Below are 25571 nucleotides of genomic sequence, written 5' to 3' on the forward strand. Positions count from 1 at the left end.
AAAATTACATGCCGGTCTGGGAAACCGGAAATTTTGGCATCAAAAGTTGAGAATTCTAATTTATCGAGACAAAATGTCTTGAATTGAAAGCGGAAACAGCGAAAACTGCATGAAAAAGGGAAGCTGTTGTTGGCTTCCCTTTGCATTAACTATTGAATTTCGATCTGGGTTTTTAACAAATCGTCGAGTGTCTCGCGCCGTCTGATCAGTTTCGGGATTCCGTTGTCAACTAGAACTTCGGCTGGGCGAATGCGTGCGTTGTAATTGGAACTCATCGTGAAGCCATATGCGCCTGCATTCAGGAAGGCGAGTGTATCACCAGGCCTCACCTCGGGCAATGTGCGGTCTGTTGCAAATGTGTCCGTTTCGCAAATGTAACCCACTACATTATAAACTTTTGGCTCGCCGCCAGGATTGGTCAGATTCAGAATGTGATGATATGATCCGTACATCATCGGGCGAATCAAATGGTTCAGCCCGGAATTTACGTGGACGAAGTTCCGCGCGGGATCTTCCTTAACAACTGTGGTGTCTCACGAGTAAATAGCCGGATTCACTCACCAGAAATTTACCGGGTTCAAACCAAAGCTGCAACTCGCGGCCATATTCACCACAGAATTTTGTAAAACGTTCTGAGATTTTCCGTCCCAGCAAATCCATATCCGTAATGGCATCGCCTGGAAGATAGGAAACTTTGAATCCGCCGCCTAAGTCGATGATTTCGAGGTCGGGAAAGTGTTTTGCTGTTTCAAAAAGTATGTCGGCAACCTGTAAAAACGGTTCTGCATCTTTAATGTCAGAACCTGTATGCTGATGCAGGCCAACGATCTTGATATTATATTTTTTAACGACTTCCAGGATTTGATCCAAAAGCAAAACCGAAATGCCAAACTTCGAATCGGCATGCGCAGTCATTATTTTGATGTTTCCGCCGGCCGCAACATTGGGCTTAATGCGGATCAAACAAGGTTTTGTATTTCCATAAGTCTGGCCAAACCATTCAAGCAACGGAATGCTGTCCACATTCACAATCGCGCCAGCATCGACAGCGGTTTTTACTTCCTCAAAAGGCACACCGCTTGGCGTGAAAGTGATCTGGTTTGCCGCATAACCAGCCAGCTTGCCCATTTCCAATTCGCCCGGCGACACAACATCCAGTTCCACGCCAATTTCACGCATTAAGCGCAGAATCGACAAGTTTGTGTTGGCTTTACAGGCGTATTTGATTTTCATATTAATTCCAGCAAAAGCGTGCTGCAACTCTGCAACTTTCCGCTTGATCGTGGCTCCGTCATAGACGTAAAGCGGGCTGCCGAATTGTTCAATTAACTGATGTGGATCGATTCCTTGGATGTGATATGTATTTTGCTCCGAAAGTTGCATGGGCAATGAAATGGATTGTCAATAAATCAATGTAGGGTGTTATTTGCAGTATTTGTCAAGATATGTTTCCATTTCCTGTTGCAGCGTCTGCGCTTCTTTTTTTGCTTTTGCGGCGAAATCTGTGTCACTGCTGGCGTAGATAATGCTGCGCGATGCATTGATCAAAAGTCCGCAATGCGCATTCATCCCAAACTTGGAAACTTCTTCCAGATTGCCGCCCTGCGCACCAACGCCGGGCACTAACAAAAAGTGATCCGGAACGATTTCACGAATTTTTTGCAATTCCAGCGCCTGCGTTGCGCCAATTACATACATCATGCGATCCGCTCCCGCCCAGGATTGCGATATATGCAGCACATGTTCGTAAAGCTCCGTTCCCAGTGAATCAATCCGTTGAAAATCAGTGCTTCCTGGGTTTGAGGTTAATGCAAGCAGTATAACCCATTTGTTTTCAAATTCAAGAAACGGAATTACCGAATCGCTTCCCATATAAGGCGCGACAGTTACAGCATCGAAGTCGAGGCCGGAAGCCGACGGGTCAAAAAACGTCCTTGCGTAAAGGCCGGACGTGTTTCCGATGTCGCCTCTTTTTGCATCTGCAATGGAAAAGTGCGTTTTGGGAATGTATTCAAGTGTTTTTTGCAAACTTTCCCATCCTTTTGCCCCGGACGCTTCGTAAAAGGCAGTGTTGGGTTTGTAGGAAACACAAAAATCCGCGGTGGCATCAATAATCTGTTTATTGAATTCAAAAACCGGATCCGGATGGCTTTGCAAATGGGCAGGGATTTTCCTGATATCTGTATCCAGTCCTACACACAAGTAGGATTTTTTCTGGGAAATTTGTTCAAAGAGCGCTTCGTAAGTCATGAATTCGGAAATAATGCGCCGAAATTACAACCTCTATCAATAGATTCATAAATTTGTCTGAATATTAAGACATCCCATATAACCAATAGAAACATTATTTCCATGCAAATTCGAGAAACGTCCATTGCCGGTTTAGTTGAACTTACCCCACGTGTTTTTAACGATGAGCGTGGAATGTTTTTTGAATCTTATAATGAGCAGATTTTCAAAAGCTTAGGCTTGCCAACCAATTTTGTGCAGGACAATCAGTCTTTTTCAAAAAAAGGCGTTGTAAGAGGCCTGCACTTTCAAAAAGCTCCTTTTGCGCAAGGAAAGCTGGTTAGGGTTATTTCCGGTAAAGTGCTGGACGTGGCCGTTGACATTCGCCCTGAATCACCAACATTTGGAAAGCACGAAATATTTGAATTGAGCAGCGAAACAAATAATATCGCTTACATTCCGGAGGGTTTTGCACATGGATTCGTAGCGCTCGAAGACTCAATCTTTTCTTACAAATGCACGAACATTTATAACAAAGAATCCGAATCAGGCATTTTGTGGAATGACGAGGATCTGGCAATCAACTGGGGCGTTGAAAATCCGATCGTTTCAGAAAAAGACATTATTCTGCCCACTTTCAGATCACTTTTCGGCGACCTGAAAAACAGTTAATTATTTCTCAAAAAGCTCTTCCAGCGCCTTAGAAGCAACTTTTTTAGCGGAGTTTGGATTTTGCCCGGTAATAAGCCTTTCATCCATTTCAATGAATTCCATAAAAGGAATCATTGATTTGGTGTAATGCGCGCCGCGTTCTTTCAGCTTGTCTTCCAAATGATAAGGCACTTCACTGACAAAGCTCATGAGTGTTTCCTCCACATTCGAAAACCCGGTAACATATTTGTCCTGAATAAGCCAGGAACCGTCTGAAAGCTTCACATTTAGCAGGCCGCAGACACCGTGGCAAACGGCTGAGACCATTCCATTCCGCTCGTAAATCTCTTTTGTGATTTGTTGTAATGCAGTGTTTTCGGGGAAGTCCCACATTGCGCCGTGTCCGCCAGTGAAGTAAATCAGGCGATAGTCAGTTGAATGCACATCGGCAGGCGCGAGTGAATTTTCCAGCTTGGAACGGAAAGTTGCGTCCTCCCAATATTTTGCATTGCATTCATCTTTGAGATCGACGCTGCGTTCATCCAGCGGAATTTTTCCTCCCAACGGACTTACAATGTCCATCAACACTTTGCGTTTGCTCATGACATCGTAGAAATAAGTCAGTTCGCTTAGCCATAAACCAGTCTTACCTGATTTGGTCGGAAATGTTTCGTGGTTGGTGCAAACGATCAGGACTTTCATACAATCTACCGAAGTTACTGGCAGAAAGATAATATAAAATCGCAGTAGTTTCCAGCGTTCGGGAATGTTGCGGCTTAATTGAGCAGCTGATTTTTATAAGCGAAAGCAACTGCTGCCGCAGTGCTTTTGGTTCCTGTTTTTTCCAAAACCCTTAACCGGTGACCCTCAACGGTGCGCACGCTGATGAAAAGTTTGTCACTGATTTCTGCCGTAGAAAAACCGTCGCATATGAGTTGAAGCACTTCTTTTTCCCTTGAAGAAAGGGCAACATTAGCGGCATTTGGGAAAAAAGGATGCTTGTTAACCTGGCGGGTCACCATTTTGCGGTGCATGGCTTTGGAAACGAAGTCGTTGTAGTAAAATCCTTCTTCGTCTACGCGCCGGATTGCTTTTTCGACTTCATCCGGGCTTGTATCTTTTAATAAATAACCCTGAACGCCTTTTTCAAGCATGTGGATCACAAAACGATCTTCGTTGTACATGGAGACCACAATGACTTTAATGTTCGGGAATCTTTCAAATGCAGCTTCCGTGGCCTGAATTCCGTCCATAACCGGCATCTGGAGATCCATGAACACAATGTCCGGTGTGTTTGCAGGCAAGCGGTCGAGCAATTCCTGGCCGTTTGCTGCTTCTAATACAAATTCGAAATCCGGAATGCCACTCAGCATAGAGATAAACCCTTTTCTGAATAATTCGTGGTCGTCGGCAATTCCAAGTTTTAAGGTTTTCATAAGTTTACTAAATGTTCACGCGCTCGCGGCGGAATGGGTGCAAAGGTTCTGGTTTGCTGTCTGAAATCGCAACCATTGGGATTTGTGCAAATGCACATGAGCCGCCTTTTTCGGGTTTTTCGTATTGGACAGTTCCATCAACAATGGCGAGTCGGCTTTCAATTCCCAGCAATCCTAATCCGGCGAGATTATTTTCTTTTATTTTTTCAGGATCAAATCCAACCCCGTTATCGATTACTTTCAAGCCGATCATGTCATCATTGATTTCCAGGCGAATGTCAATTTTAGAGCAGCTGGCGTGCTTGATCGCGTTATTGACCAATTCCTGCATAATGCGGTAAAGCGTAAGTTCAAGCTTTTGGCCCTGGCGGGGGAAATCCTCTGTATTAGCCTGAAATGTAATGGCGAGATTGTTATCTTCTTCCAATTTATGGATAAATTCTTCGATGGCTTCTATAAGTCCGAAGCGTTCCAATGTTGTAGGCACGAGATCCCGTGTGATCCTTCTGACATGTAAAATGGTTTCTTCAACGAGCGACTGCGACTTTTTCATGATCTGGTCTTCTTTCTCGTTGCCCGAATTGCCAACCATTTTGCCGAGTTGGTTAAGGCTTAATTTGGTTAGCGAAAGCATTGTCCCGATGTCATCGTGCAGATCCTGGGCAATGCGGCGTCTTTCCGTTTCCTCAGAGTTCAGGGCAGTGTCAAGCAGCAGGCGATTGTAATTTTTTTCAATGTCACTGATCCGTTTTTCTTCTTCGAATCTCCGTTTCTGATAGTACATCACGAACGAGATCAAGCAAAATGCCATCGTCAGCATCGCCAGTGAGGCCACGAGTAACGCCCATTTTAACTCTTCACTGTTTTGCATAATCTGCTGCCGAAAAATGATAAATACCAACGCTAATAAACAAGGCACACACGATTTCAAAAATGGTGGGAATGGTTTCGGTTATGCCTAAATCAACCAAACTATTCCAAGTGGCCGTATAATGTAAGACAGGGGCAATAAAAATAAAGCTTGAATAGTATAAAAGTAAACCCGAGCACACCCAGAAAAAGGGGAAAGTCAGCAGGTTAGGGATTTGTAAAGACTTTATTATTTCATAAAAGAACAATAAAATGAGCGTAATAATTAGAACGCCCTCCACTGTTTTTGCAAATAAAACTGCCCTGTGATTATACAAGTCTGTGATTTCTGAATTTGAATTAAAAATGTCCCAGATTGTAAAAATCAGAAACCCAATCATCGAAGCAATCAAGCCCTTTTTAAATAACGGGGAGTTAAACTTGAAGTAGAACATTCCGCTCAGCATTGCGTAATTAATAGGAATTCCGAGATTAAAAAGTATAATGTTGTTTTCACGTCTTGCGGCTGCACGAAGCATTAAAATGTCGATAATGAGCTTGGCAATTAAATAGAATAACAACAGCTTAAACGACGGATCCCGATATGCTTTCCTGATTATAATAAGTGTTATCGGTAATAGTGTGATGAAAACTGCAACGCTTCCGAGTGGATTTCTTGAACAATATGATAGGTATATTTCAAGCATATAGTGTGTGTTTTATTGGTGCCTAACATTGGCTTGGGCAAAGAGGACCGCCTGTCATGACCTCCTTTTGTGCAGGCATATCTTTTAAACCTCCCAATTGCGCGCTTCTGATAATGTCATTGCCGTCTGCGTCAACTGGAACAAGCACGAGGCGGGAAGTTGGTTTTAAGTTTCCACGACCCAGTGCGGCTTTCTCGGCAAGTGTGTCATCTTCTTCGTCCGTCAAGCCGTAATACATGCGGAAGCCTACGCAATTGTCTCCATGCGAACGGATTAGCTCATTAAATGTGTGGATTCCAAAAAATTCTGCTTTCACATAATTCTCACCGCGGGACATAATATCGCGTTCTCTTTTTTGGAACGGGGCAGTGATAAGTAACGCTTTTTCTGCCGAGATCAGCTGGCCTTCTTTGCCTGTAAATTTCCGTGATTCCATAAACTATTTTAATGAATTAAAGAATTTCCTGTTACTTGTAAATGTAGCCACGGGGCATCTGATCACCAAGCAGATCGCATTGTATTGAGTAAACGGTTTAGTTGTAATTATCTGTTTTTCAGGTTGTTTATAGAATGTTGTCAAGACAAAACACGTAATATTACCTATGACATCGAGGAGTATTACGAAGCGGACTGTCGCGCGTTACGTGAAAGAAAAATCGGGGATAATCACGCTAAAATCAGAAGAGGAGTGAACATACATTTGTAAAGCGTTAAGGGAAATCGTTCAAAGGATTTTTCTGAAAAGATTAAAGGGTTAGGTTAACATTCGAAAGCCGTGAGGGAAATCCTTCACGGCTTTTTTAATATCTTGCTTTTTTCAAAATGCTGAGAATGAAACCAACCATAACCATCGAATACTGCCCGAAATGCGGCTGGCTTTTGCGCGCTGCCTGGATGGCGCAAGAGCTGCTCACTACTTTTACGGACGATCTGCTGGCAGTAACGCTTGTTCCTTCGGAAGTTGCGGGGCGCTATATCATCAGTTTCAATGACGATGAATTATGGGACAGGAAGCGCGAAGGCCGTTTTCCGGAGCCAAAAGAGATCAAACAACGCATCAGGGACAGGATTGATCCCGAACGCAGCCTCGGACATTCTGATCGGAAATAAGGCATTAAGGGGGTGAATAGGACAAAATGTCGCTCTGTGTAGACATACAACTGCAACTTTGGCACCTCTCATCAATGCTTATTTTATCTGATAACGCGGCATAATACTACTAATGTGCCGGTGTGTGCTTTAAACACCGTTTTTGTAGAATCGGGACTGGGGAGTGCTCTCAATATTTTTAGAGAAAATAATCTTTGGCACGTAGTTTTTCGTTAGTCTTTTAAACTTGTGAATCTTAAACGCGATAGCTATGGAAAGCAAACTGAAAATACCCCAGGAAATGTTGATGAATATTGATTTTATCAACACAATCAATGGTGGAATGAGTGAGCCCGCTATAAAGCTTGATAGAGGATCGGACGGTTTTGAAGTTGTTGTGAAGGTTCCAGGCATCGAGGTTGAAGATCTTCAATTGGAAGTAGTGAAAGGAAAAAAGAATTCGAACAATCTTAAACTATTTCACTTGTTGCCCATATTTTCTCAGGAGAGTCTGTCCGATGAAGAGCAGTGGAGAACAGTACGTTTCATCAATACATTCGTTATACCCGACGGGGTGGATGTTGAGCATATAACTGCAAAGTATGACGACACTTTGCGTCACCTTGTTTTATTTTTACCTTACGGAAACGAACAAGGCGATTACCACAGAAAGGTAAATATTGAGCGCTGGTAACAGCTAATTTGTACTAAAAAAGGTCACCCGGCAGTTACAACTGTCGGGCTTTTTTTATGTGTCTTTGTTAAAATTTCTTTTTAAAAAACGAAAATATATTCAGTTGGAGCTTATGAATGAAGCACATGCAAATGAATAATGATCAAATTGTATCCATCCAATAGATTATATTAACATAAAGTAAAGATTTGTGTTTTTAGTAAAAAAAGGAGTTGCATATCTGTATCTTAGCTTTCGTATTTTATATATTACTCCTCCAATCTCAACGTTATGAAAAAATCAAATATCTTCGCTTACATCGAGCTCACTAAACTCGTGGAAGAGCTAAAAGCTTCCAGTTCTTCGGTTCAGCTCAAACAAAAATTAAAATCCCAATCTGCATATTTTAATATCATTGAGCCCAGATATTTTTCTGAAAGCCTGATTAATGACTGGGAAGGGATTCTTAGCCTGATCAAACAAAAGGGCGTTAAAGTCAACGAGGAAGGGAAAGTTATTTCCAATGCAGTGAGCAACACAATTGATCACCTTTCGGACAGAGAATGTGAGGTGCTGGTGGATAAAGTTTATACACTTTATGACCAGGTTAAGCGCGAATTTCAATAATTTAAAAAAAGCGGCTCAGGGTATATCCGAGCCGCTTTTCGATGGCAGGCATGTCAACATTAATTGACCGTGCCGCCGTTCCAGACTTCTTTTCCAGGCTGAACAAATGCAAGGCTTCCGTCTTTGTCTTCCGCCATCAGGATCATTCCGTGACTTCCCAGCCCCATCATTTTTCGAGGTGCGAGATTAGCCAGATACAGCACTTGTTTGCCAACAACTTCCTCCGCTGAAAAATGTTCTGAAATTCCGCTCAGCACAGTCCGCTGCTCAATGCCTATATCGACCAATAACTTCAAAAGCTTTTTGCTCTTTGGAACATTTTCAGCCGCTACGATCGTCGCAACGCGGATATCCATTTTGCCAAAATCATCATATTGAATCTCTGATTTTATGGGCGTAACCGTTTTTCCTTCCAGTTCATTCATGCGTTTTGCGTCGTGCAGTTTTTGGATTTGCTTTTCAATAACATGGTCTTCGATTTTCTCAAAAAGCAACTTGGCTTCTGAAACCGGTTGCCCTGGTGCCAGCAGATCAGCGTTTCCTGCATGTGACCAGGTTATATTCTCCATCCCGAGCTGACTCTGAATTTTCGCCGCCGTAAATGGAAGCACTGGCTCAGAAACAATTGAAAGTGTTGCTGAAATCTGCAATGCGATATTCAAAATCGTGTTAACGCGCTCCGGATCAGTTTTGATCGCATGCCATGGCTGCGTTTCGGCCAGATATTTATTTCCAAGTCGTGCAAGATCCATGATCAGCGTTAATGCTTCCCGGAAACGATAAGTTTCCAAAGATTCAGCAATGCGTGCTGGAAAATCCGCCAGATCTTTCAAAACTGTTTCGTCAATTTCCTGTAATGCGCCTTTTGCCGGCACTTTGCTGTCACAAAATTTCTGCGTCAGGACCACCGCGCGGTTAATGAAGTTACCGTAAATGCCGACGAGTTCGCTGTTATTTCTGGTCTGAAAATCTTTCCATGTAAACTCACTGTCTTTCGTTTCAGGCGCATTGGCAGTGAGCACGTAACGCAGCACATCCTGCTTGTCGGGAAGTTCTTCCAGATATTCGTGCAGCCAGACTGCCCAGTTCCGGGAAGTTGAAATTTTATCACCTTCAAGGTTCATGAATTCGTTTGCAGGCACATTATCAGGCAAAATGTAATTGCCTTCCGCCATCAGCATTGCGGGGAAAATGATGCAATGGAAAACAATGTTATCCTTTCCAATGAAATGCACGAGCTTGGTTTCGCCATCGCCATCCGGCTGCCACCATGTTTTCCAGCCCTCATCTGTTCCGTTTTTCTGGATGAGCCAATCTTTCGTTGCGGAAATGTATCCGATAGGCGCTTCAAACCAGACATACAAAACTTTGCCTTCCGTGTCTGACAACGGCACGCTGATTCCCCAGTCGAGGTCGCGCGTCATAGCGCGGGGTTTCAAGCCATCCTTTAGCCAGGATTGACATTGACCAAAAACATTGGTTTTCCATTCAGCATGGGCGTTGATATAATTTTCAATGTCCGGCTGCATTTTATCTAATGGCAAATACCAGTTTTTTGTCGCTTTAAGTATTGGTTTCGCACCGGAAAGCATTGAGCGCGGATCTTTCAATTCCAACGGGCTTAATGTGGAGCCGCAGCGCTCGCATTGGTCGCCATAGGCATTGGGATTGGCACACACGGGACACGTTCCTACGATGTAACGATCTGCCAAAAATTGGTCGGCCGTTTCGTCATAATATTGCTCCGTAGTTTCTTCGATGAATACATTTTTGTCGTATAAATCTTTGAAAATCTCCTGGGAAGTCTCGTGGTGAACCGATTTGCTGGTTCTGGAATAAATGTCAAAAGAAATGCCCAGATCCTTAAATGAGGCGTCTATTTGCGCATAATATTTATCAACAACCTGTTGCGGTGTAAGTCCTTCTTTTTTTGCCCTGATCGTGATCGGGACGCCATGCTCATCTGTTCCGCTAATAAATGCAACGTCCTTACCCTGAGCACGTAAGTAGCGAACGTATATATCTGCCGGTATGTAACAGCCAGCCAAATGCCCAATGTGAATGGGGCCATTGGCGTAGATCAGCGCTGCGGTAACCGTATATCTTTTTGGATCGGAAATGGGCATCTTGAGAATGGGTAATATAAATAGGTTAAAACGCAAAATTAGCAAAAACGCTTTCAGAACCGGGAGTTTGCCAAAGTGTAGGTAAAATTTTATAACTTAAATCATTAATGCTTCATCCATTTCAAGGTTCGAACATGAAAACATACATGTACAAAAGGCTTTTAATGTTATCGCTAATGGCAGCAGCGGCTTTCGGGTGCACGAGCGAGCGGGACGTTGATTCGCAAAAGGAACAGAAACGCTATTATTTCACATAAGCAAGCGAAGGCAGCAATGCCAGGCCTGATCCGGAAGATGAAAGAGAAGCCAGAAACGGTTCAGGGAGATTTGAGAGCGGATTTTGTGGTTGAGCTCAATGAAATGGATGATTTTTCTCCGAGAATAGCAAAGCTTGAAAAGTATCTGCTTGAAATAGAAAGTCTGTGAAATTTTGTTTTAGAATGACGTGCCCTTTTCGAATCTTCACGATTTGAAAAGGGTTTTTGTTGTTATGCAGTGAATTCATTTTTTTACAGCCAACTTTGACCTCGACTATTTGTTTTAGTAATTATGAAAATCCTCATTACAGGAGCCACGGGTTTGGTAGGAAGCGCAACGGCGAAGAAATTTCTTTCAGAAAATCACGAAGTCTTTGCATTGTTCCGGGCTGGCTCTGACCGCAGTTTGCTCGCCGATATTGAATCAAAAATTCATTGGATTGAAGGTGACATTCTGGATATCAGCTCATTGGAGCAGGCTTTCGTGAATATGGATTTCGTCGTGCACACGGCTGCGGTGGTTTCCTTTATTCCCAAGGACCGCAAAATGATGTATAAGGTTAATGTCGAAGGCACTGCTAATGTTGTAAATGTCTGCCTTAAACATAAGATCGGTAAGCTTTGTCACGTCAGCAGCATTGCCGCAATCGGTCGGCCGGATTCGCGTAAAGTTGTTCCGGGACATGACATTACATTGGATGAAAATCACCGCTGGGAAGATTCCCCCGAAAATTCAGAATATGCTAAAACCAAACATTTGGCAGAACTCGAAGTGTGGCGCGGGATCGCGGAAGGACTGAATGCGGTCATCGTAAATCCGACCTTAATCCTCGGAGAAGGCGATTGGCAGAAAAGCAGCACGCAGATTTTCAAATATGTTTACAACGAAAAACCTTTTTATACAGAAGGAATTGCCAATTATGTAGATGTGCAGGATGTCTCAGAAATCGTTTACAAACTGCTGCTTTCTGATATCACCGGCGAAAGATTTTTACTGAATGCGGGAAGCATTTCTTACAGAAATTTGTTTAATACTATCGCCGATGCAATGCACAAAAAGCGGCCGACATTTCAGGTGGGCGCAGGGCTGGCGGGAGTGATCTGGCGTTTCGAAGCGGTGCGGACCTGGTTACTGGGAACAAAGCCGCTTATTACAAAGGAAACGGCACAATCCGCTGCCAGAATGATCAGTTACAACAACGAAAAAGTGACAAAAGCGCTTGCTTACCGGTTTCGGCCCATTGAGCAAACGGTTGCCAGGGTCAGTGAAAGTTTGCTTGGCAAGATTTGAATTACGATAATTTATTTTATAACTTTCTTTTATTAATAGTGGTGCGTTAGCCCTCAAATCTAACCTGACGGTTTGTATGATGGAGAAAAATTTTGGGGAAAGAAAGGATTATATGAAAGAAACATTGCTCAGGTTTGAAAGAATGCTTAAAACAAGTGAGCCGGTTTTTTTTGATTTGGATACTTATGAAAAAGTAACGGTTCACTACATTGAAAAAGGAGATTGGGACAAGGCTTACAAAGCCTGTGAGTTAGGTTTGTCGGATTATCCTTATTCGCTGGACCTGCTTTTAAATATGGTTCAGCTTCATGCCAACCGCGGCGAGCACGAGCTAGCACAGGAAATTCTCGAAAGAGCATCACTTTTTCATCCTGGCGACGTTGAAATCTCTTTTATGCAGGTTGCGATTTCCAATATGATGGGTGAGTTTGAAGAAGCCATCGAAGTCTTGGAAAACCTTTTGCAGCGTGTAGAAGATCAGGATGAGATTTATTTCCAGATAGGGCAGACTTACCAAAACTGGGGTAAGTATGAAGAGGCGATCAAGTTTTATAAAAAATCGCTTCGCAATAACCTCAACAATGAGAGCGCATTATACGAGCTCGCACATTGCCTCGACTTGGTTGGTCAGCTCGAAAGTCATCTCGATTATTATAACGAGCTGGTTGACCGCGATCCGTTTTCGCACCATGCCTGGTATAATCTCGGCATTGCATTCAGCAAATTGGAGCGTTACGAGGATGCGGTTAATGCTTACGAGTACGCAACATTGGTCAAAGACGATTTTGCTTCGGCGTTTTTTCAGCTGGGCAATTCGTACATGAACCTCGAAAAATATGAGGATGCGAAGGAGCAATATCTGCGTGCAATTGAGCTGGAAGGGGAACAGCCTGAAACATGCTGCTGCCTGGGAACGTGTTACGAAAAGTTGGGTGAATACGAAACGGCGATAAAATATTACCGCCAGACCGTAAAGCTTGACAAGCAGTGGGACGATGGCTGGTATGGGCTGGGAATCTGTTTCAGTGAACTGGGACGCTGGTATGAAGCCGTTGGTTTTTTGCGTAAAGCCATTCAAATCACAGAGCTTAACCCGGATTACTGGCTTGCGCTTGCCGAAACAGAATTCAAGGTTGGCAATGTCATTTCAGCATTCGAAGCATTTGAAAAAGCTGCGGAAATAGAGCCGTCCAACCCGGATATCTGGTTGAAATGGTCGCATGTGCTGTTTGAACAAGGCAATTACGTGCGTGCGTGCGATCTTTTGCAAGCAGCCATTGATGAAATGCCGGAAGAAGCGGACTTATATTACCGCATGGCCGTTTATCAGATCCATGCAGGAACATATCGGGAAGCATTGTTGAATCTGGAAACTGGCTTAACACTTGATTACGATGCACACGTGCAGCTTTTCGACTTTTTCCCTGATTTGGAAAAACAGAAAGCATTGTTCCGAATCATTGAGCAATACAGAGATAAATAACTCAGCCAAGATTTTTGTATAAATCAACAAGCTGAGCAGCGATATGCTGGCCTGAAAACTGACTAATATGTTGTTTTCCGGCCGCTGCAAGATCGGTTCTTAAATGGGCATCAGTAATCAGTTTTCTTAGCTGCTTGCTGATGTCTTCTTTTTGATAAGGATCTGCATATAATCCTCCCGGGCCACCAGCTTCTTCAAGGCATGAACCCTTCGCAGCCAACACCGGTGTTCCGCTGTGCAATGCTTCCAAAATAGGAATACCAAATCCCTCATAAATAGATATGTAAGCAAAAATAGATGCTTGCTGATAAAGCGCTGGTAAATGTTCGGTAGGAACATTATTCAGGATCTTAACCCTATTTTCAAGTTTCAAATTCGCAATAGTTTCCTTGATCTTTGGCAGATATTGAGTTGGTTTTCCAATCAAAATAAGCTCAAATTCATCATTATTTGCGTCGGCAAATGCTTCCACCAGTCTGTGCTGATTTTTCCGCTCTTCCAATGTTCCCACGCAGAGGACGTAAGGTTTCTGAATGTTGTAAAGCGCAGTGATTTCTTTTCGTTTTTGCTCGTCAATCGCCAGCTTGAAAATGGGATTGCAATCCTGGTAAATGACCTCGATCTTCTCATTATCAAACGTGGTAAAGTTCAATCAAATCACGTTTGGTCTGCTCGCTGATGGCAATAACGCTGTCGGCGCGTTTACAGGCTGACTGGAATTTATGTCTGTAAATAAGCCGGTCAATCGGCTTGAAGAGATGGGGAAGCCGCTCGAAGATCAGATCGTGAATGGTCACTACTGAGCGGATCCCGGCTTTTTCAAGTCCTTGCGGCAGCTCATTGCTCAATCCATGAAACACATTGATCTCGTCTTGGGAAAGTTGCTTTGTTATGGACGAATAACGCCAGTATGCAGAGAGTTTTTTGTCAATAAATTGCCTCGGCATCCTGATCGCCTCTTCGGGAAATCCGAGAAATAATTTTGCGCGATTTTTGGGCGTGTATGCCAGATAAGCATTTTCTATTTCATGCGTTTGCAGGGCATTAAGCACAAAGCGACTGTAATTTCCAAGTCCGGTCTTATTCGCAAAAGCTCTTTTGGCATCAAATCCAATACGCATAACGGGTGCTTTTCAAGGGTTTCAGAGCAAAAGTCTGTAATTTTGTGGATACCACCGAAAATTATTGGTGCCTATTTTGTGTTCAAAAGGAATGAAGAGAGATAACGTCCAAAAACAGGGTAACCCTAAAAATACCACACTATTACCAACCGAAGAATATCAGTTACATACGCTTGCAAATGGCATTCGCATCGCGCATAAGCAGGTTCCGTACACGCAGATCGCGCATTGCGGGATCATGTCTCGACATTGGCAGCCGAGATGAAATGCCGCATCAGCAAGGTTTGGCGCATTTTTGGGAGCATATGGCTTTCAAAGGAACCGAAAAGCGCAGTTCTTACCACATTATCAACAGGTTGGAGAATGTTGGCGGTGAGCTTAATGCTTACACCACCAAGGAGAAAATCTGTTTTCACGCTTCGGTTCTCGACGACCATTTTGAGAAGGCAATGGACCTTTTGGCCGACATTACTTTTCATTCCGTGTTTCCGGAAAAGCAGATTGAGCGTGAACGGAATGTGATTTTGGAAGAAATGTCGATGTACATTGATTCGCCGGAAGACGCTATTCAGGATGATTTTGACCAGCTAATTTTCCCGAACCATGCTTTGGGAAATAATATATTAGGCACAACCGAAACCGTAAGTTCTTTCGGAAAAGCGGATCTGATGCAGTTTATTAATGATAACATTGACACGGAAAGGATCGTCGTTTCATCCGTAAGCAGGTTGCCGTTTTCAAAAGTGATCCGGGTTGCGGAAAAATATCTTGGAAATGTTCCGCACCGGAAAACGTCACGCATCAGACAAGCGCCGTCGACTTACTCACCATTAAATCAACAAAAAGAACGCTCGATTTCTCAGGCACAATGTGCGATGGGACAGCCGGCATATGCATTGCTGGACGATAGAAGGTTGCCATTTTTCATGCTTGTTAACTTGCTGGGCGGTCCGGGAATGAATTCGCGCTTTAATCTTTCCTTGCGTGAAAAATATGGATTTGTGTACTCGATTGAAGGAAATTACACGCCTTATCTGGACACAGGTTTCATGGGGATTTTCTTCGGAACAGAACAAAAGCAGTTGAATAAAAGCATTTCCCTCATCCATAAGGAGCTGAAACGCATTCGCGAAGTGCCTTTGTCCGTATTGCAACTGCATCAGACCAAGGTTCAGTTAATGGGTCAGCTTGCTATGTCGGAGGAAAGTAACATGAGTTTTATGTTAATGATGGCAAAGAGCCTGCTGGACACCGGACGCGTGGATACATTGCCTGAAATCTTTTCTGAAATCGAGCAAATTACCGCATTACAGTTACAAGAAATCGCGCAGGAAATGTTCAAGGAGGAGAATTTCAGTTACCTGACTTTTCTCCCCGAAGACTAAGCGCGGCTAAACCTGCGCTTCGGCTTTTTCTTCTGCTCTGTAATATAATGTTGAAGCATTCTCCGGCCGAAGGACAGATTTCGCAGCCTGATGAATGTCATCTGAGGTTAGGTTTCTGATGATTTCCGCATCTTCATTAGCCCATTCCACGTTGCCTGCATTGGCGGCAAATGCCAGGTTCATAGCGCGGTTAAGCAGCTCGACTTCTGAAAACGCAAGTGACGCTTCTGATTGGTTTTTGACCTTTGTCACTTCTTCATCAGTGGCGCCATTGGCAACGATTTCCTGTAAAATTTCATTTACAGCCTTATCCGCATCTTCCAGCGTAACATTCGGGTTGAGATTGCCTTTGATCAAAAGTAATCCCGGATCAAGCGAAGAAGTAACACTGGCGCTGATGCTGTTGAAAAGCGATTTGTCTTTCAGCAAACTTTGATAGAGCCTCGAAGATTTTCCGCGGCCGAGAATGTCGCTCAGCAAATCAGTGGCATAAAACCCTTGTTCATATCTGCCCGGCATGTGGAAAACTTTGATCAAAGAATTCAAAGGAACGGCTGCGGATGTCTCCAAATGTCTCGCCTCATTTTGAAGCGGTTCTTTTGGGATATTTCTGTTGTAAGCAGGTCCGGAAGGAATGTCACCGAACCATTTTTTAGCAAGTTCGAGCACTTGTGCCATTTTCACAGCGCCTGCAACCACCATTACCGCATTGTTAGGCCTGTAAAAACGGAAGAAAAAGTCCTGCACGTCATCCATTGTCGCTCTTTCAATGTGGTCAATGTCCTTACCAATTGTGGCCCAGCGGTAGGGATGGCTTTTATAGGCCAATGGTCTTAATTTGAGCCACATATCACCATAAGGCTGGTTGAGATAGCGCTGTTTGAATTCCTCAATCACCACTTTTCGCTGCACTTCCAGCACATTGGGATCAAAAGAAAGGCTCATCATTCTATCCGATTCGAGCCAGAAAGCCGTTTCTATATTATCAGCTGGTAATGTAATGTAGTAGTTTGTAATGTCGGGCGAGGTAAATGCATTGTTTTCACCACCCACATTTTGAACTGGAATGTCGTAGCTCGGAATGTTTTTGGAGCCGCCAAACATTAAGTGTTCGAAGAGGTGGGCAAAGCCCGTCCGTTCTTCATCTTCGTCCCGAGAACCTACATTATAAAGGATATTTACGGCAGCCATTGGTGTTGAAAAATCTTCATGAACAAAAACCTTCAGGCCATTATCCAGGACAAACTGCTCGTAACGAATCATAATATCAATGAGTAAGATAAATTTTTTTAGAACCTGCCAATTTAGCTGGTGGCAAAGAACCCGTCCAGATGTTTTCGGGTTACTAACAAAGCTAATGTTCCGGTGCGGTTCCTCCAAACCATTTCGAGTTTATAGTAAAACCTATGCAAATTTCACTTCGCCTGCTTACTTTTTTTGCCTTTCTGTTCTTCCCGCTTTATTCGCCGGCGCAGTTGTTAAACGATCCTGCGACTATCAAAAATGTTCAGAACAGTTTGGATAAAATTTACAATTACGAGTTCGATGAGGCCCAGGTGATCATTGCGCAGGTCGAAAAAAAATATCCGAATCATCCCGTTTCGCATATTCTGGATTCATTTATCCTGTTCTGGAAATATCTGCCAATCAAGGATAATCCTGCGAAATCGAAGGAATATCTGCAAAAGCTCGATCAATGTCTGGAATCGATCAACAAGAAATACGGTAAGAACAGCCTTGATCCTGAGGCGGTGTTTTATACAATGGTCGCCCGTGGTTACATGGCGATGATTTATAATTACAAAGGTGAAATGATGAATGCGGCAGGGGGAGAGGAAAGAAGGCGTATAATGCATTCGTTGAGGGCCTGAAACTGATCAACAAAAACCCGGAATTTTACTTCACTTCGGGCATGTATAATTACTATGTTGAAGTTTATCCCGAAGAACATCCGATGGTGAAGCCGCTGCTTATGTTTTTCAAAAGCGGTGACAAGGCATTAGGCTTAAAGCAGATCGATAATGCGACGAAAGTGGGCACGATCACACGAGCGGAGGCTAATTTCTACATTTCACACATTTATCTCAAATACGAATCCAAGCCTGAGAAAGCCGTTTTTTACACGGATAAGCTAACCGCGCTTTATCCAAAAAATCCGCTGTTCCTGATGAAGAATGTTGAATCGCTGCTGCTTTCAGGAAAATATGACCAGGCAGGAAAGGAACTGACGGCATTGAAGAAATACACCACAGGATTTTACCCGGTTTCATGGCGTACATTTCAAGGGTTATTAGAGGAAAAACATCAAAAAGACGATGCCTCGGCACAACGCGAATATTTAGCGGCACTCAAAACGCCGTATGATGACCAGTACACCAAAGAATATCATGCTATGGCTTACGCGGGTCTGGCCCGCATTGCAGCCAGGGCTGGAAACAAAAGCAAGGCCAAAGATTATTACAAAAAGTGCTTAGGGAAAGCGGAATACCGGTCTGTTATCAAAGAAGCGAAAGCATTCAAATAACGGCTATTTTGGAAAGAGGCTTTTGTCCAATCCTGGAATGATCTTCAAGGCATTCTTGTAATAAAGCTTTTTCAAAACCTCGTCCGATAAGCCCATGCCATACATTCTCCAGAATGCATGGTATTTTTTGTGATAGGGGAAATATTCGTCTTCTGTCTCTAAAACCCTGAAATAGGTCGCATACTCGGCAGGAACCCAGCTGTCTTTTCCAAACAAAACGCGGTCCTGATATTTATCAAAAAACTTCTTCGCTGCACGCGGCTGACGTCCCAGTTCTGCGATTACCGCTCCGATTTCAACATACATGTTCGGGAAAACCACCATCAGGCTGTCTAGCTTTTTCAGGTTGTTGGGATACCAACCCATATGCGCGTTGATGAAAATGGTTTTGGGGTTACTGCGGAAAATGTGATGTTGTTCAGCGATGAGAGAGTCAAATGGAACGGGATCATTAGCTCCGCGGCGACGGCCTGGATGTGTCTTTAATTCGAGCCAGCGCTCATTATAACGATCCATCGGGTCCCAGAAAGACGGAACATCAGCGGTGTGAATCAACACGGGGATGCCTAATTCGCCGCATTTTTTCCAAACGGGCTGCAAACGCTTATCGCTCACCGCAACGCGGTTTCCTTTATCATCCTTAATGCCGCTGAAACCTAAACTTTTGTAAATTTTCAGGCCCTTCGCGCCCATTTTTACATCTTCTTCCAGTTGTTTCACTGCCTTAGCGGACCAATCGGTGTCGCCAAATCCTTTGAATTGCAGATTGGTAAAAACGGCAATGCGCTTCGGCTCGTTTTTAGCCACATTTTCCAGCGAACCCTTTAATGTAGCCGTTCCTTCACTCCATTCTTGAGACCAGCCTCTTCCACTCAAATTGACCATAATGCCCATATTAAGGCTGTCCATCTGCTTCACCAATGCTTTTAAATCCTGCGTCGGCATCTGATATTGATGGTTATGCACGTCGATAAACGGGAATTTGGCTCTCCTCGTAATATGCTCTTCTACTTTTAATGTCGAAATGGGATCGTACTCTTCAAAACCAAGCGGTTCGGTAAGCTGACCGCCCTGCTGCGCGCATGCACTTTGACTGAAACCAACGAATAAGGAAAGGGCAAGGAGAATTTTTTTCATGAAAAATAAACTTTCAAAGGTTAGATTCAGGGATCTTGTCGAATGGGAAAGCACCGGGTAAAATATAGCAAAGCAACACAATGCGCGGCGATTCCTTCCGCTCTGCCTACAAAACCAAGATGTTCAGATGTGGTTGCTTTTATCGAAATGTCTGCTTCGGGAATTTGGGTAACTGCGGAAAGGCAGCTTTTCATTTCAGGAATGTGTGGATTGAGTTTTGGGTTTTGCAAAACGACTGTGACGTCAACATTGCCAACTTCGTAACCCTTTTCGCGGATCATTTCCATGACTTTGGCCAGCAGAAGTTTGCTATCCACGCCTTTCCATTGCGGGTCTTTATCGGAGAAGTGATAACCGATGTTACGCATATTGGCGGCGCCTAAAAACGCATCGCACATAACGTGGCAAACTACGTCGGCATCGGAATGTCCCTTTGCGCCGTGTGTGTGCGGGATCAGAATCCCACCTAGCCAGAAAGGTCTGCCTTCTTGTAATTGATGCACATCATAACCCTGGCCAACGCGAAACGGAAACATGAATATAATTTAGTAATTGAGGAACGCAGTATTTTGTGGTTTTTAGTAAGTGTGATTACCTGGCTTTAAGGATGTCGATATCCTGCCGCATTAAGGCCATTTCTTTGTCGCTCCGATCAAAGCGATTCATCATCGCTTCAAACAGATTGTTCAGCCCTTGTTTAGTCGACATGTTTTCCTTTAGATAGGCCACGTCGGTTTTCAACACTTCAATGTCAGTCGAGTTCTTTCTGACAACTTTTGTCAGATCAAGCATGCATTCCTGAAGAACGTTCTGACCATGTTGCAGCAAAATTTGATTCTCTTGCAGCTGCACCTGACCGCCTCCTAAGCGAAGCTGACCGCCTTTTAACTCTAAGTAACCAAGTTCCAGCCTTTTCTGACCGTCCTCCAATCTGCTTTGACCATGTTCGAGCCTGTCTAAACGCATTAGATTTTCGGCCATCAGCTCTTCGAGGTTCCCGATCCTTTCTCTGTCTTTCATGATAATGTATGTAGTTGATTTTTTTCAAATATATACAAACAAGCCGGAAGATCACATTGTGATTTCCGGCTTGTTTACGAAATCTGCAAAGGCTACTTTACTTGATGGATTTCAGTTTTTAATTTTTGTATTTCCTGTTCCTGGTTGATCGCTTTGAAATAATAGTAAAGCCCGGCGATCAAGAATATTTTTGATAAAATAAACACTGCAATAAATGCAGGCCGCCAAAACTTGTGCACCTTGATATGCGTGTCGTTAACTTCTATATCCAGATATTTCCGGTCTTCCTCTGCGGCCTTTTGTCTGAAATTATGCTTTTCTTTTCTCTGTGATTCTCTGCTGCGAAGATGAATAATGTCACGCAACCCGTTCGGGGGCAATACGGCAGAGCCATCAAAATAACGCGTCATATCTGTCTCAATGTCAACCAGATAATCTGCAAGCTCGTGATTTTCTTCAATCATCTGCTTCACCAATTGCTGTTCCTCTTTGTTGGTTAATCCAAGCAAATGTGCTTCGAGAATACCACTTTCAATAAACTCCTGTGCTTCCAATGTGTGTTCAGATTTTTACGCGTTACGATAAAGTTTGAAAAATTCATGAAATGAACGAAGAACCTCAGATTTTGATATATTCAGTTTGCTGGCAACTTCTTCCGGTGCTGAACCCCTGGCGAAAAGACAATTCAAAAATTTGCTCAGGAGATGAATCCATCGACACATAATTTTCCGAAGCCGGAGCAATGGACATGAGCTTTCGCTTGGCTTCAACGGCTTGCGCACGGGCCAGTTTGATAATGCAAACCGCATACGTGAACGGATAACTGTTGCATGCCTGCAATTGAGGTGATGAAAACACACTAACCAGCACTTCCTGGGCTAGGTGAACTTGCGGTAAAATTTGTAAAATGATACCATAAGCCATTGCCCCGTACTTGTCATAAACTTCCAGGGAAGTCAAATTGCCATGCTGTTTAGCCACAGTTTGGCGGTCTGATCCGTTTTTAATCGGCTCTAACTCATTCATATTATAATTAATTAAAACTATAATTATTGGTTGTAAAACGGCGGGTTGTGCGGTATACCAGCTCCTAAATGCGACTGGTTATAGATGTATCTATTGTAAATTTAATAGAATAACCTTGTAAACTACTATATGTTACTGAAAAACTAATTCTATCCTTGGCATCCACGCGGTTCCATAAAAAACTCCCGGCGATAAATATCGTTCTCAATCTGCTGCGAAGCAAATCAAATCAGCAATGAAAAATTTGTAATCGCTGAAAACCAAGCTGTGGAGCTTCTGAAAGTATTTTCAATGTTTAACTTTGTAAAATGAAAAAAGAAATAGCTGTAATTTTTGACATGGATGGCGTCATTGTCCATACCAATCCTTATCATTCAATGGCTTTCCGCGAGTTCTTTTCCAAGCGGAACCTTTCCCCCACAGATGAAGACTTTGCCGATCATATGTTTGGCAAAAGTAACAGTTACATTCTCAGCCATTTTTTGCAGCGCGTAGTGGAAGGCGATGAGCTTTTGCAATTGGAAGATGAGAAAGAAAGCCTTTTCCGGAAAATTTATGAGCCTTACATTGATCCTATCGAAGGTTTTGTTGATTTCATCAGCGAGCTCGTAAACAACAATGTGAAACTGGGCGTTGCCACTTCAGCACCGCTTGCTAATCTGGAACTTGTGATGAGCAAAGTGCCGGTTAGAGTCCATTTAGGCTCTGTTATGGCAAGTGAAAATGTTAAAAAACACAAACCAGATCCGGAAGTTTATCTTGCAAGTGCCAAAAATCTTGGTGTTGAACCGGCGGATTGCGTTGTTTTTGAGGACTCTTTTTCAGGTGTTACAGCCGCTTTAAACGCCGGAATGCGCGTTGTGGGTGTGCTGAGCTCGCATGCGAAGGAAGAGTTGCCTCCCTGCAACCTTTACATTAATAATTACAGGGAGATTTCTTTCCTCGACATCCAGGCTCTTTTTGAATAATTAAAGTACGGCCGCGCCTCTGACCTGCACATCGTACGCACCAGTTAAAACTTGCCCGTTTCTTTTTACTTGAAGAAAAATCCGGTAACGACCGTCCTTCGGGAATGCATAGGGAAATGAGATGCGGTTGCCATGCTCCATGCCCATCATGCCGGTTTCGTCCACTTCGTACATGCCCATTTCGGTCATTAAGAAGATTTCCCGTTCATCTGTCGACATTGCTTTTAGCTTCGCCAGATAACGGTCAATGCTGTCGCGAAACATGATAGGGGCCGGTATTTTGGCGACTACTGCCGTGTCTGCAATGCGGTCTTTGAAAGTTTGCTCAGCGGCCATGGCAAATGTGCCGGTCGGATGCAGGTGAATGTAAACCGAGCCATCCGAACGAACCACGGCCACATGTCCTGTCATTCCCAGATAAGGTTCAGGCAGACAAGCGCTGCCATCAGGGTTGAAAAACTCAAATGTAAGCTGATAGGGCTTTCCGGCCTCCAGCGGTTTGTTTGACTGGCCTTCCCAAACGGCATAGGAGCCGTCTTTAAAAACTGTTTTGGTGCCAGGCTTTCCGCAAATCACCACATTGGCGTCATAAGGAATGCGGCCGGGCCCGTCCATCGGATCGGTAACAACATAAGTGTCCTCTTCCGCAGTGACTGACAAAGTTTTCAGTTCGGATTTTTGTTCCGGAATGTTGAGGGTGTCGACAATGGTTTCTGCAAAACCGGAATGCTGAACGATATCATTATAGACAAGATATTTACCGGCAGGCAACTTTGGCAAAAAAGCTTCAAAAGTGGTGCTATCCTTGCGTTCAGGATGAATGTGCGCAAATGCATCCAACCCGGGAATCCTGACCAGAAACGTATGCATGAGCTTTCCATGATCCGGAATGAGCTTGCTTAGCATGCTGCCACGGCGTTGTGCGTGCCAGCCTGTCGTGTCTATTTTAAGCTGGAAAAGTCTCTGATTATTAGGTTGGAGGATTATAGCATTGCCTTTGGTGGGTTTGTAAAGCCATTCTTTATACTCGGCTGCCCAGCTATCCCACCAGCTGCTGCCTCCGTATAATATGAGCCCGCAAAGCACCGTGGCAATTCCCATATTCATCCAGCGCTTCTTTTTCTGCACTAGCGTTAATGTTGCCCCCGGTTTCAATATTGCGTCACTTACGCTGGCGCCGATGGTCGTGATCATGAGCAGGAAGAGCAAAACGCCTAAAATGCTCAGACCAATTCCCAGTTCTTTGGGCATTTCACGCTCAGCGGTGGACACCGCCACAATCGGGACGATCAATTCTCCTTTTCCCTTGTCGCCTTCAAGCTGAATCTGTGCGCTGGACGAGCCCCATTCCATGAGCCAGACAATGCCTTCAAACTGCCCGGTTTGCTCCGCAACCCGTGTAAGTTCGTCAGGTGAAGGCGCGCCTTTGTCGCCGGAATAGAAATAGATTGGTCTTGCGGAAATCTTGGTAACATTGCCGTTTTCAACAAAAACAGTGATTTTAGCGGTGCCCGGAATGACGTCCGGCGGCTGAACGCTTACCAGAACTTTGTACGGACCGGCTTGTCCCTGCATTTGGACGCCTGCGCTTCCGACGTGTGCATAAGCAGTCAAACTGACCGCGAAAAGCATTATGGTTAATAGAAAATTTTTCATCGTTGAATTTTATGCATCCAGTTTCCCCAAGCCAAACCAATCCGCGTCGAGATCAAACTCGCTACCAAAGCAATTCCAAGTCCTTTTATTAAATCAGGTGTCGATTCCAGCATCCAAGGGCCATATTTGTAACGATATTCCCAATCCGGGCTGTTTCCGAAATACCAGTAATGACTCCCGAAAAACCAGTTGCGGGCATAAGGTGATTCCATCAGAAATCCGCCAAAAAACCATTGGCATAAAAAGAAAACGGCGAGGAAACTGACACCCATGATTGCTGCTAACTTCCAGTCATTCAGGTAACCAAACCTATGCCGCAAAAAATCGAGGACAATGGCGGGAATGATCAGCAGCAGCGGAAACTGAAAACCCTGATAATGATCAATGTGGTTTAAAATCGGTCCTAACTTCGGTTCAGCGGGAAATAAGGGGATAATCCAAAGTGTGGTGAGCATTAGCAATGTATAAATCCCCGTCGAGGCCGTAATGGCCCATTTGTGCCGGACTGCTTTGCCAACTGCCATAAGCAAAATGGGAAAAGCTGCTCCTGAAAAAATATACATGCTTGATCGATGCATCCGCATGCGGCCAAGTTCCTCGGAAAGTAATGTGTACCAAATCGTTAGCAAGAATCCGGCTGACAATGCAAACAGCCAGAAAAGGGTTTTATCTAAAATTTTCTTATTATTCAAATCAACATTGTCACCTAGTTTAAGCTGATTTTTGACAGCGACAACGCTGATCATTGCGCCAAACTGAATGCCGATGATGCCCAGGATCAGGACTGTATGCGGTGGAGAAAGAATCGTTACGTCTAACCCGTAAGTGTTATGCCACCAATCGTCAAAAGGTGCAGACGTAAGCATGGCCAGTGCGCCCCAGACGCAAAAAAGAGAGCCTAACGAACTGTAAAAAAAGCCCCAGATTTTCACACTGGCCGCTTTTTCAATATCACTTCCCCAAAAGGTTTTTCTCAAAATTTCAAACCCGGAAAATAACCCTGCGACAACCGCTCCAAGATAAATCACCAGGTGCGGCGGCGATAAAAGTCCGTCGCGTCCAATGCTCATATGCCAGCAAATGTCCCAGATAAGACCCGTAATGACACAAAATGAAGCAAAAACAGTTGCGTAAATGTAAACAGGAACGGAAGGGCTTGCCTGAATGGGAATCACCCGGCCGCCAATCCCGGGCGGTGGGCCTATCGTCGTATCCATCATGGTGTGAAAGGATTTTAAACTTTAAGATAGTCTTTATACTGCAAATCAGACAGCTAAGGCTTTATTTTCCCCTATGCAGGCAAAAGAAATCGGATC

At 43.9% G+C, this 25571-nt stretch carries 28 protein-coding genes and 2 pseudogenes; 12 read left to right on the top strand and 18 right to left on the bottom strand.

The features are described 5' to 3' along the window. Window positions 1–149 precede the first annotated feature (149 nt). Window positions 150–1383: pseudogene (lysA, locus tag AC0IYG_RS11070) on the bottom strand (diaminopimelate decarboxylase). Between the two features lie 39 nt (window positions 1384–1422). Beyond that, the gene (gene pyrF, locus AC0IYG_RS11075) at window positions 1423–2250 is read right to left on the bottom strand and encodes an orotidine-5'-phosphate decarboxylase (RefSeq protein ID WP_471711139.1); all 828 of its coding nucleotides are present in this window, start codon (window positions 2248–2250) and stop codon (window positions 1423–1425) included. A 102-nt stretch (window positions 2251–2352) separates the two neighbouring features. Here pyrF and rfbC point away from each other — a divergent pair, with 102 nt between their 5' ends. Further along, on the top strand, window positions 2353–2901 hold the full coding sequence (rfbC, locus tag AC0IYG_RS11080) for a dTDP-4-dehydrorhamnose 3,5-epimerase (protein WP_471711140.1): 549 nt from the start codon (window positions 2353–2355) through the stop codon (window positions 2899–2901). Here the strand turns inward: rfbC and AC0IYG_RS11085 are convergent, their stop codons facing one another. From AC0IYG_RS11085 to AC0IYG_RS11105, 5 genes are all read right to left on the bottom strand, one after another. Then, window positions 2902–3582, bottom strand: a complete 681-nt coding sequence (locus tag AC0IYG_RS11085; RefSeq protein WP_471711141.1) for a type 1 glutamine amidotransferase domain-containing protein — start codon at window positions 3580–3582, stop codon at window positions 2902–2904. A 74-nt stretch (window positions 3583–3656) separates the two neighbouring features. Next, window positions 3657–4316 carry a response regulator transcription factor gene (locus tag AC0IYG_RS11090; RefSeq protein WP_471711142.1) on the bottom strand — a complete coding sequence of 220 codons (660 nt, stop codon included), beginning with the start codon at window positions 4314–4316 and terminating at the stop codon, window positions 3657–3659. Between the two features lie 7 nt (window positions 4317–4323). Continuing rightward, window positions 4324–5187: a sensor histidine kinase gene (locus tag AC0IYG_RS11095; protein ID WP_471711143.1), complete on the bottom strand. Its 864-nt coding sequence runs from the start codon at window positions 5185–5187 to the stop codon at window positions 4324–4326. Continuing rightward, window positions 5174–5632: a hypothetical protein gene (locus AC0IYG_RS11100; RefSeq protein WP_471711144.1), complete on the bottom strand. Its 459-nt coding sequence runs from the start codon at window positions 5630–5632 to the stop codon at window positions 5174–5176. Before AC0IYG_RS11100 ends, AC0IYG_RS11095 begins: the two co-directional genes overlap by 14 nt. Before the next feature lie 262 nt (window positions 5633–5894). Continuing rightward, a complete protein-coding gene (locus AC0IYG_RS11105) occupies window positions 5895–6308 on the bottom strand; it encodes a hypothetical protein (RefSeq protein WP_471711145.1) in 414 nt (137 codons plus the stop codon). Window positions 6309–6703: 395 nt separating this feature from the next. Between AC0IYG_RS11105 and AC0IYG_RS11110 the strand changes: the two genes are divergently transcribed. From AC0IYG_RS11110 to AC0IYG_RS11120, 3 genes are all read left to right on the top strand, one after another. Beyond that, on the top strand, window positions 6704–6982 hold the full coding sequence (locus AC0IYG_RS11110) for an Rdx family protein (protein WP_471711146.1): 279 nt from the start codon (window positions 6704–6706) through the stop codon (window positions 6980–6982). Window positions 6983–7232: 250 nt separating this feature from the next. Further along, window positions 7233–7655: an Hsp20/alpha crystallin family protein gene (locus AC0IYG_RS11115; protein ID WP_471711147.1), complete on the top strand. Its 423-nt coding sequence runs from the start codon at window positions 7233–7235 to the stop codon at window positions 7653–7655. Window positions 7656–7925: 270 nt separating this feature from the next. Next, window positions 7926–8261 carry a hypothetical protein gene (locus tag AC0IYG_RS11120; RefSeq protein WP_471711148.1) on the top strand — a complete coding sequence of 112 codons (336 nt, stop codon included), beginning with the start codon at window positions 7926–7928 and terminating at the stop codon, window positions 8259–8261. Between the two features lie 59 nt (window positions 8262–8320). Here the strand turns inward: AC0IYG_RS11120 and metG are convergent, their stop codons facing one another. Continuing rightward, the gene (metG, locus tag AC0IYG_RS11125; protein ID WP_471711149.1) at window positions 8321–10387 is read right to left on the bottom strand and encodes a methionine--tRNA ligase; all 2067 of its coding nucleotides are present in this window, start codon (window positions 10385–10387) and stop codon (window positions 8321–8323) included. A 134-nt stretch (window positions 10388–10521) separates the two neighbouring features. Here metG and AC0IYG_RS11130 point away from each other — a divergent pair, with 134 nt between their 5' ends. The 4 genes from AC0IYG_RS11130 to AC0IYG_RS11145 all read left to right on the top strand — a co-directional run bounded on the left by AC0IYG_RS11130 (window position 10522) and on the right by AC0IYG_RS11145 (window position 13418). Beyond that, window positions 10522–10644, top strand: coding sequence for a hypothetical protein (locus AC0IYG_RS11130; protein ID WP_471711150.1), 123 nt, complete (start codon window positions 10522–10524; stop codon window positions 10642–10644). A 37-nt stretch (window positions 10645–10681) separates the two neighbouring features. Further along, a complete protein-coding gene (locus AC0IYG_RS11135) occupies window positions 10682–10813 on the top strand; it encodes a hypothetical protein (protein ID WP_471711151.1) in 132 nt (43 codons plus the stop codon). A gap of 123 nt (window positions 10814–10936) precedes the next feature. After that, the gene (locus tag AC0IYG_RS11140; RefSeq protein ID WP_471711152.1) at window positions 10937–11935 is read left to right on the top strand and encodes an SDR family NAD(P)-dependent oxidoreductase; all 999 of its coding nucleotides are present in this window, start codon (window positions 10937–10939) and stop codon (window positions 11933–11935) included. A 76-nt stretch (window positions 11936–12011) separates the two neighbouring features. Continuing rightward, window positions 12012–13418 (top strand): tetratricopeptide repeat protein, encoded by a 1407-nt coding sequence (locus AC0IYG_RS11145; protein ID WP_471711153.1) that lies wholly within the window; start codon window positions 12012–12014, stop codon window positions 13416–13418. A 1-nt stretch (window position 13419) separates the two neighbouring features. Here AC0IYG_RS11145 and AC0IYG_RS11150 read toward each other — a convergent pair whose 3' ends face one another. Together AC0IYG_RS11150 and AC0IYG_RS11155 are read right to left on the bottom strand one after the other, a co-directional pair. After that, the gene (locus AC0IYG_RS11150; protein WP_471711154.1) at window positions 13420–14070 is read right to left on the bottom strand and encodes a glycosyltransferase family 4 protein; all 651 of its coding nucleotides are present in this window, start codon (window positions 14068–14070) and stop codon (window positions 13420–13422) included. After that, window positions 14051–14539: a glycosyltransferase gene (locus AC0IYG_RS11155; protein ID WP_471711155.1), complete on the bottom strand. Its 489-nt coding sequence runs from the start codon at window positions 14537–14539 to the stop codon at window positions 14051–14053. The genes AC0IYG_RS11150 and AC0IYG_RS11155 overlap by 20 nt, the downstream gene beginning before the upstream one ends. Window positions 14540–14630: 91 nt before the next feature. On the opposite strand from AC0IYG_RS11155, the pseudogene AC0IYG_RS11160 reads away from it, so the two are divergent. Beyond that, window positions 14631–15924 (top strand): annotated as a pseudogene (locus tag AC0IYG_RS11160) (M16 family metallopeptidase). Window positions 15925–15930: 6 nt separating this feature from the next. Here the strand turns inward: AC0IYG_RS11160 and AC0IYG_RS11165 are convergent. Continuing rightward, entirely contained in the window at window positions 15931–17187 is a 1257-nt protein-coding gene (locus tag AC0IYG_RS11165; protein WP_471711156.1) for a M16 family metallopeptidase, read from the bottom strand. A gap of 143 nt (window positions 17188–17330) precedes the next feature. On the opposite strand from AC0IYG_RS11165, the gene AC0IYG_RS11170 reads away from it, so the two are divergent. Together AC0IYG_RS11170 and AC0IYG_RS11175 are read left to right on the top strand one after the other, a co-directional pair. After that, window positions 17331–17795, top strand: a complete 465-nt coding sequence (locus AC0IYG_RS11170; protein ID WP_471711157.1) for a hypothetical protein — start codon at window positions 17331–17333, stop codon at window positions 17793–17795. A 41-nt stretch (window positions 17796–17836) separates the two neighbouring features. Further along, window positions 17837–18448, top strand: a complete 612-nt coding sequence (locus AC0IYG_RS11175; RefSeq protein ID WP_471711158.1) for a tetratricopeptide repeat protein — start codon at window positions 17837–17839, stop codon at window positions 18446–18448. A gap of 3 nt (window positions 18449–18451) precedes the next feature. Here the strand turns inward: AC0IYG_RS11175 and AC0IYG_RS11180 are convergent, their stop codons facing one another. The 5 genes from AC0IYG_RS11180 to AC0IYG_RS11200 form a co-directional block, all read right to left on the bottom strand. Continuing rightward, a complete protein-coding gene (locus tag AC0IYG_RS11180; RefSeq protein ID WP_471711159.1) occupies window positions 18452–19585 on the bottom strand; it encodes an amidohydrolase family protein in 1134 nt (377 codons plus the stop codon). A gap of 26 nt (window positions 19586–19611) precedes the next feature. Beyond that, complete coding sequence (gene ispF / locus AC0IYG_RS11185) at window positions 19612–20121, bottom strand: 2-C-methyl-D-erythritol 2,4-cyclodiphosphate synthase (protein ID WP_471711160.1); 510 nt, start codon at window positions 20119–20121, stop codon at window positions 19612–19614. A gap of 55 nt (window positions 20122–20176) precedes the next feature. After that, complete coding sequence (locus tag AC0IYG_RS11190; RefSeq protein ID WP_471711161.1) at window positions 20177–20605, bottom strand: hypothetical protein; 429 nt, start codon at window positions 20603–20605, stop codon at window positions 20177–20179. Between the two features lie 92 nt (window positions 20606–20697). After that, a complete protein-coding gene (locus tag AC0IYG_RS11195) occupies window positions 20698–21159 on the bottom strand; it encodes a hypothetical protein (protein WP_471711162.1) in 462 nt (153 codons plus the stop codon). Window positions 21160–21223: 64 nt separating this feature from the next. Beyond that, a complete protein-coding gene (locus AC0IYG_RS11200; protein WP_471711163.1) occupies window positions 21224–21631 on the bottom strand; it encodes a hypothetical protein in 408 nt (135 codons plus the stop codon). A 308-nt stretch (window positions 21632–21939) separates the two neighbouring features. Here AC0IYG_RS11200 and AC0IYG_RS11205 point away from each other — a divergent pair, with 308 nt between their 5' ends. Then, on the top strand, window positions 21940–22599 hold the full coding sequence (locus AC0IYG_RS11205) for an HAD family hydrolase (RefSeq protein ID WP_471711164.1): 660 nt from the start codon (window positions 21940–21942) through the stop codon (window positions 22597–22599). Here AC0IYG_RS11205 and AC0IYG_RS11210 read toward each other — a convergent pair whose 3' ends face one another. Beyond that, window positions 22600–24255, bottom strand: coding sequence for a hypothetical protein (locus tag AC0IYG_RS11210; protein WP_471711165.1), 1656 nt, complete (start codon window positions 24253–24255; stop codon window positions 22600–22602). Then, window positions 24252–25472 carry a hypothetical protein gene (locus tag AC0IYG_RS11215; RefSeq protein ID WP_471711359.1) on the bottom strand — a complete coding sequence of 407 codons (1221 nt, stop codon included), beginning with the start codon at window positions 25470–25472 and terminating at the stop codon, window positions 24252–24254. The genes AC0IYG_RS11210 and AC0IYG_RS11215 overlap by 4 nt, the downstream gene beginning before the upstream one ends. Window positions 25473–25571: the final 99 nt, after the last annotated feature.

This window comes from Dyadobacter sp. AC419, from assembly GCF_979253085.1.

Coding starts and splice junctions, on each gene's coding strand:
- AC0IYG_RS11155 (WP_471711155.1), bottom strand. CDS start 14,539: ATGCGTATTGGATTTGATGCCAAAAGAGCTTTTGCGAATAAGACCGGA.
- AC0IYG_RS11095 (WP_471711143.1), bottom strand. CDS start 5,187: ATGCAAAACAGTGAAGAGTTAAAATGGGCGTTACTCGTGGCCTCACTG.
- AC0IYG_RS11175 (WP_471711158.1), top strand. CDS start 17,837: ATGTATAATTACTATGTTGAAGTTTATCCCGAAGAACATCCGATGGTG.
- AC0IYG_RS11210 (WP_471711165.1), bottom strand. CDS start 24,255: ATGAAAAATTTTCTATTAACCATAATGCTTTTCGCGGTCAGTTTGACT.
- AC0IYG_RS11170 (WP_471711157.1), top strand. CDS start 17,331: ATGCAAATTTCACTTCGCCTGCTTACTTTTTTTGCCTTTCTGTTCTTC.
- pyrF (WP_471711139.1), bottom strand. CDS start 2,250: ATGACTTACGAAGCGCTCTTTGAACAAATTTCCCAGAAAAAATCCTAC.
- rfbC (WP_471711140.1), top strand. CDS start 2,353: ATGCAAATTCGAGAAACGTCCATTGCCGGTTTAGTTGAACTTACCCCA.
- AC0IYG_RS11115 (WP_471711147.1), top strand. CDS start 7,233: ATGGAAAGCAAACTGAAAATACCCCAGGAAATGTTGATGAATATTGAT.
- AC0IYG_RS11135 (WP_471711151.1), top strand. CDS start 10,682: ATGAAAGAGAAGCCAGAAACGGTTCAGGGAGATTTGAGAGCGGATTTT.
- AC0IYG_RS11090 (WP_471711142.1), bottom strand. CDS start 4,316: ATGAAAACCTTAAAACTTGGAATTGCCGACGACCACGAATTATTCAGA.
- AC0IYG_RS11120 (WP_471711148.1), top strand. CDS start 7,926: ATGAAAAAATCAAATATCTTCGCTTACATCGAGCTCACTAAACTCGTG.
- AC0IYG_RS11100 (WP_471711144.1), bottom strand. CDS start 5,632: ATGCTGAGCGGAATGTTCTACTTCAAGTTTAACTCCCCGTTATTTAAA.
- AC0IYG_RS11205 (WP_471711164.1), top strand. CDS start 21,940: ATGAAAAAAGAAATAGCTGTAATTTTTGACATGGATGGCGTCATTGTC.
- AC0IYG_RS11140 (WP_471711152.1), top strand. CDS start 10,937: ATGAAAATCCTCATTACAGGAGCCACGGGTTTGGTAGGAAGCGCAACG.
- AC0IYG_RS11215 (WP_471711359.1), bottom strand. CDS start 25,472: ATGGATACGACGATAGGCCCACCGCCCGGGATTGGCGGCCGGGTGATT.
- AC0IYG_RS11180 (WP_471711159.1), bottom strand. CDS start 19,585: ATGAAAAAAATTCTCCTTGCCCTTTCCTTATTCGTTGGTTTCAGTCAA.
- AC0IYG_RS11105 (WP_471711145.1), bottom strand. CDS start 6,308: ATGGAATCACGGAAATTTACAGGCAAAGAAGGCCAGCTGATCTCGGCA.
- AC0IYG_RS11200 (WP_471711163.1), bottom strand. CDS start 21,631: ATGAATGAGTTAGAGCCGATTAAAAACGGATCAGACCGCCAAACTGTG.
- metG (WP_471711149.1), bottom strand. CDS start 10,387: ATGCCCATTTCCGATCCAAAAAGATATACGGTTACCGCAGCGCTGATC.
- AC0IYG_RS11190 (WP_471711161.1), bottom strand. CDS start 20,605: ATGAAAGACAGAGAAAGGATCGGGAACCTCGAAGAGCTGATGGCCGAA.
- AC0IYG_RS11130 (WP_471711150.1), top strand. CDS start 10,522: ATGAAAACATACATGTACAAAAGGCTTTTAATGTTATCGCTAATGGCA.
- AC0IYG_RS11085 (WP_471711141.1), bottom strand. CDS start 3,582: ATGAAAGTCCTGATCGTTTGCACCAACCACGAAACATTTCCGACCAAA.
- ispF (WP_471711160.1), bottom strand. CDS start 20,121: ATGTTTCCGTTTCGCGTTGGCCAGGGTTATGATGTGCATCAATTACAA.
- AC0IYG_RS11165 (WP_471711156.1), bottom strand. CDS start 17,187: ATGATTCGTTACGAGCAGTTTGTCCTGGATAATGGCCTGAAGGTTTTT.
- AC0IYG_RS11110 (WP_471711146.1), top strand. CDS start 6,704: ATGAAACCAACCATAACCATCGAATACTGCCCGAAATGCGGCTGGCTT.
- AC0IYG_RS11145 (WP_471711153.1), top strand. CDS start 12,012: ATGATGGAGAAAAATTTTGGGGAAAGAAAGGATTATATGAAAGAAACA.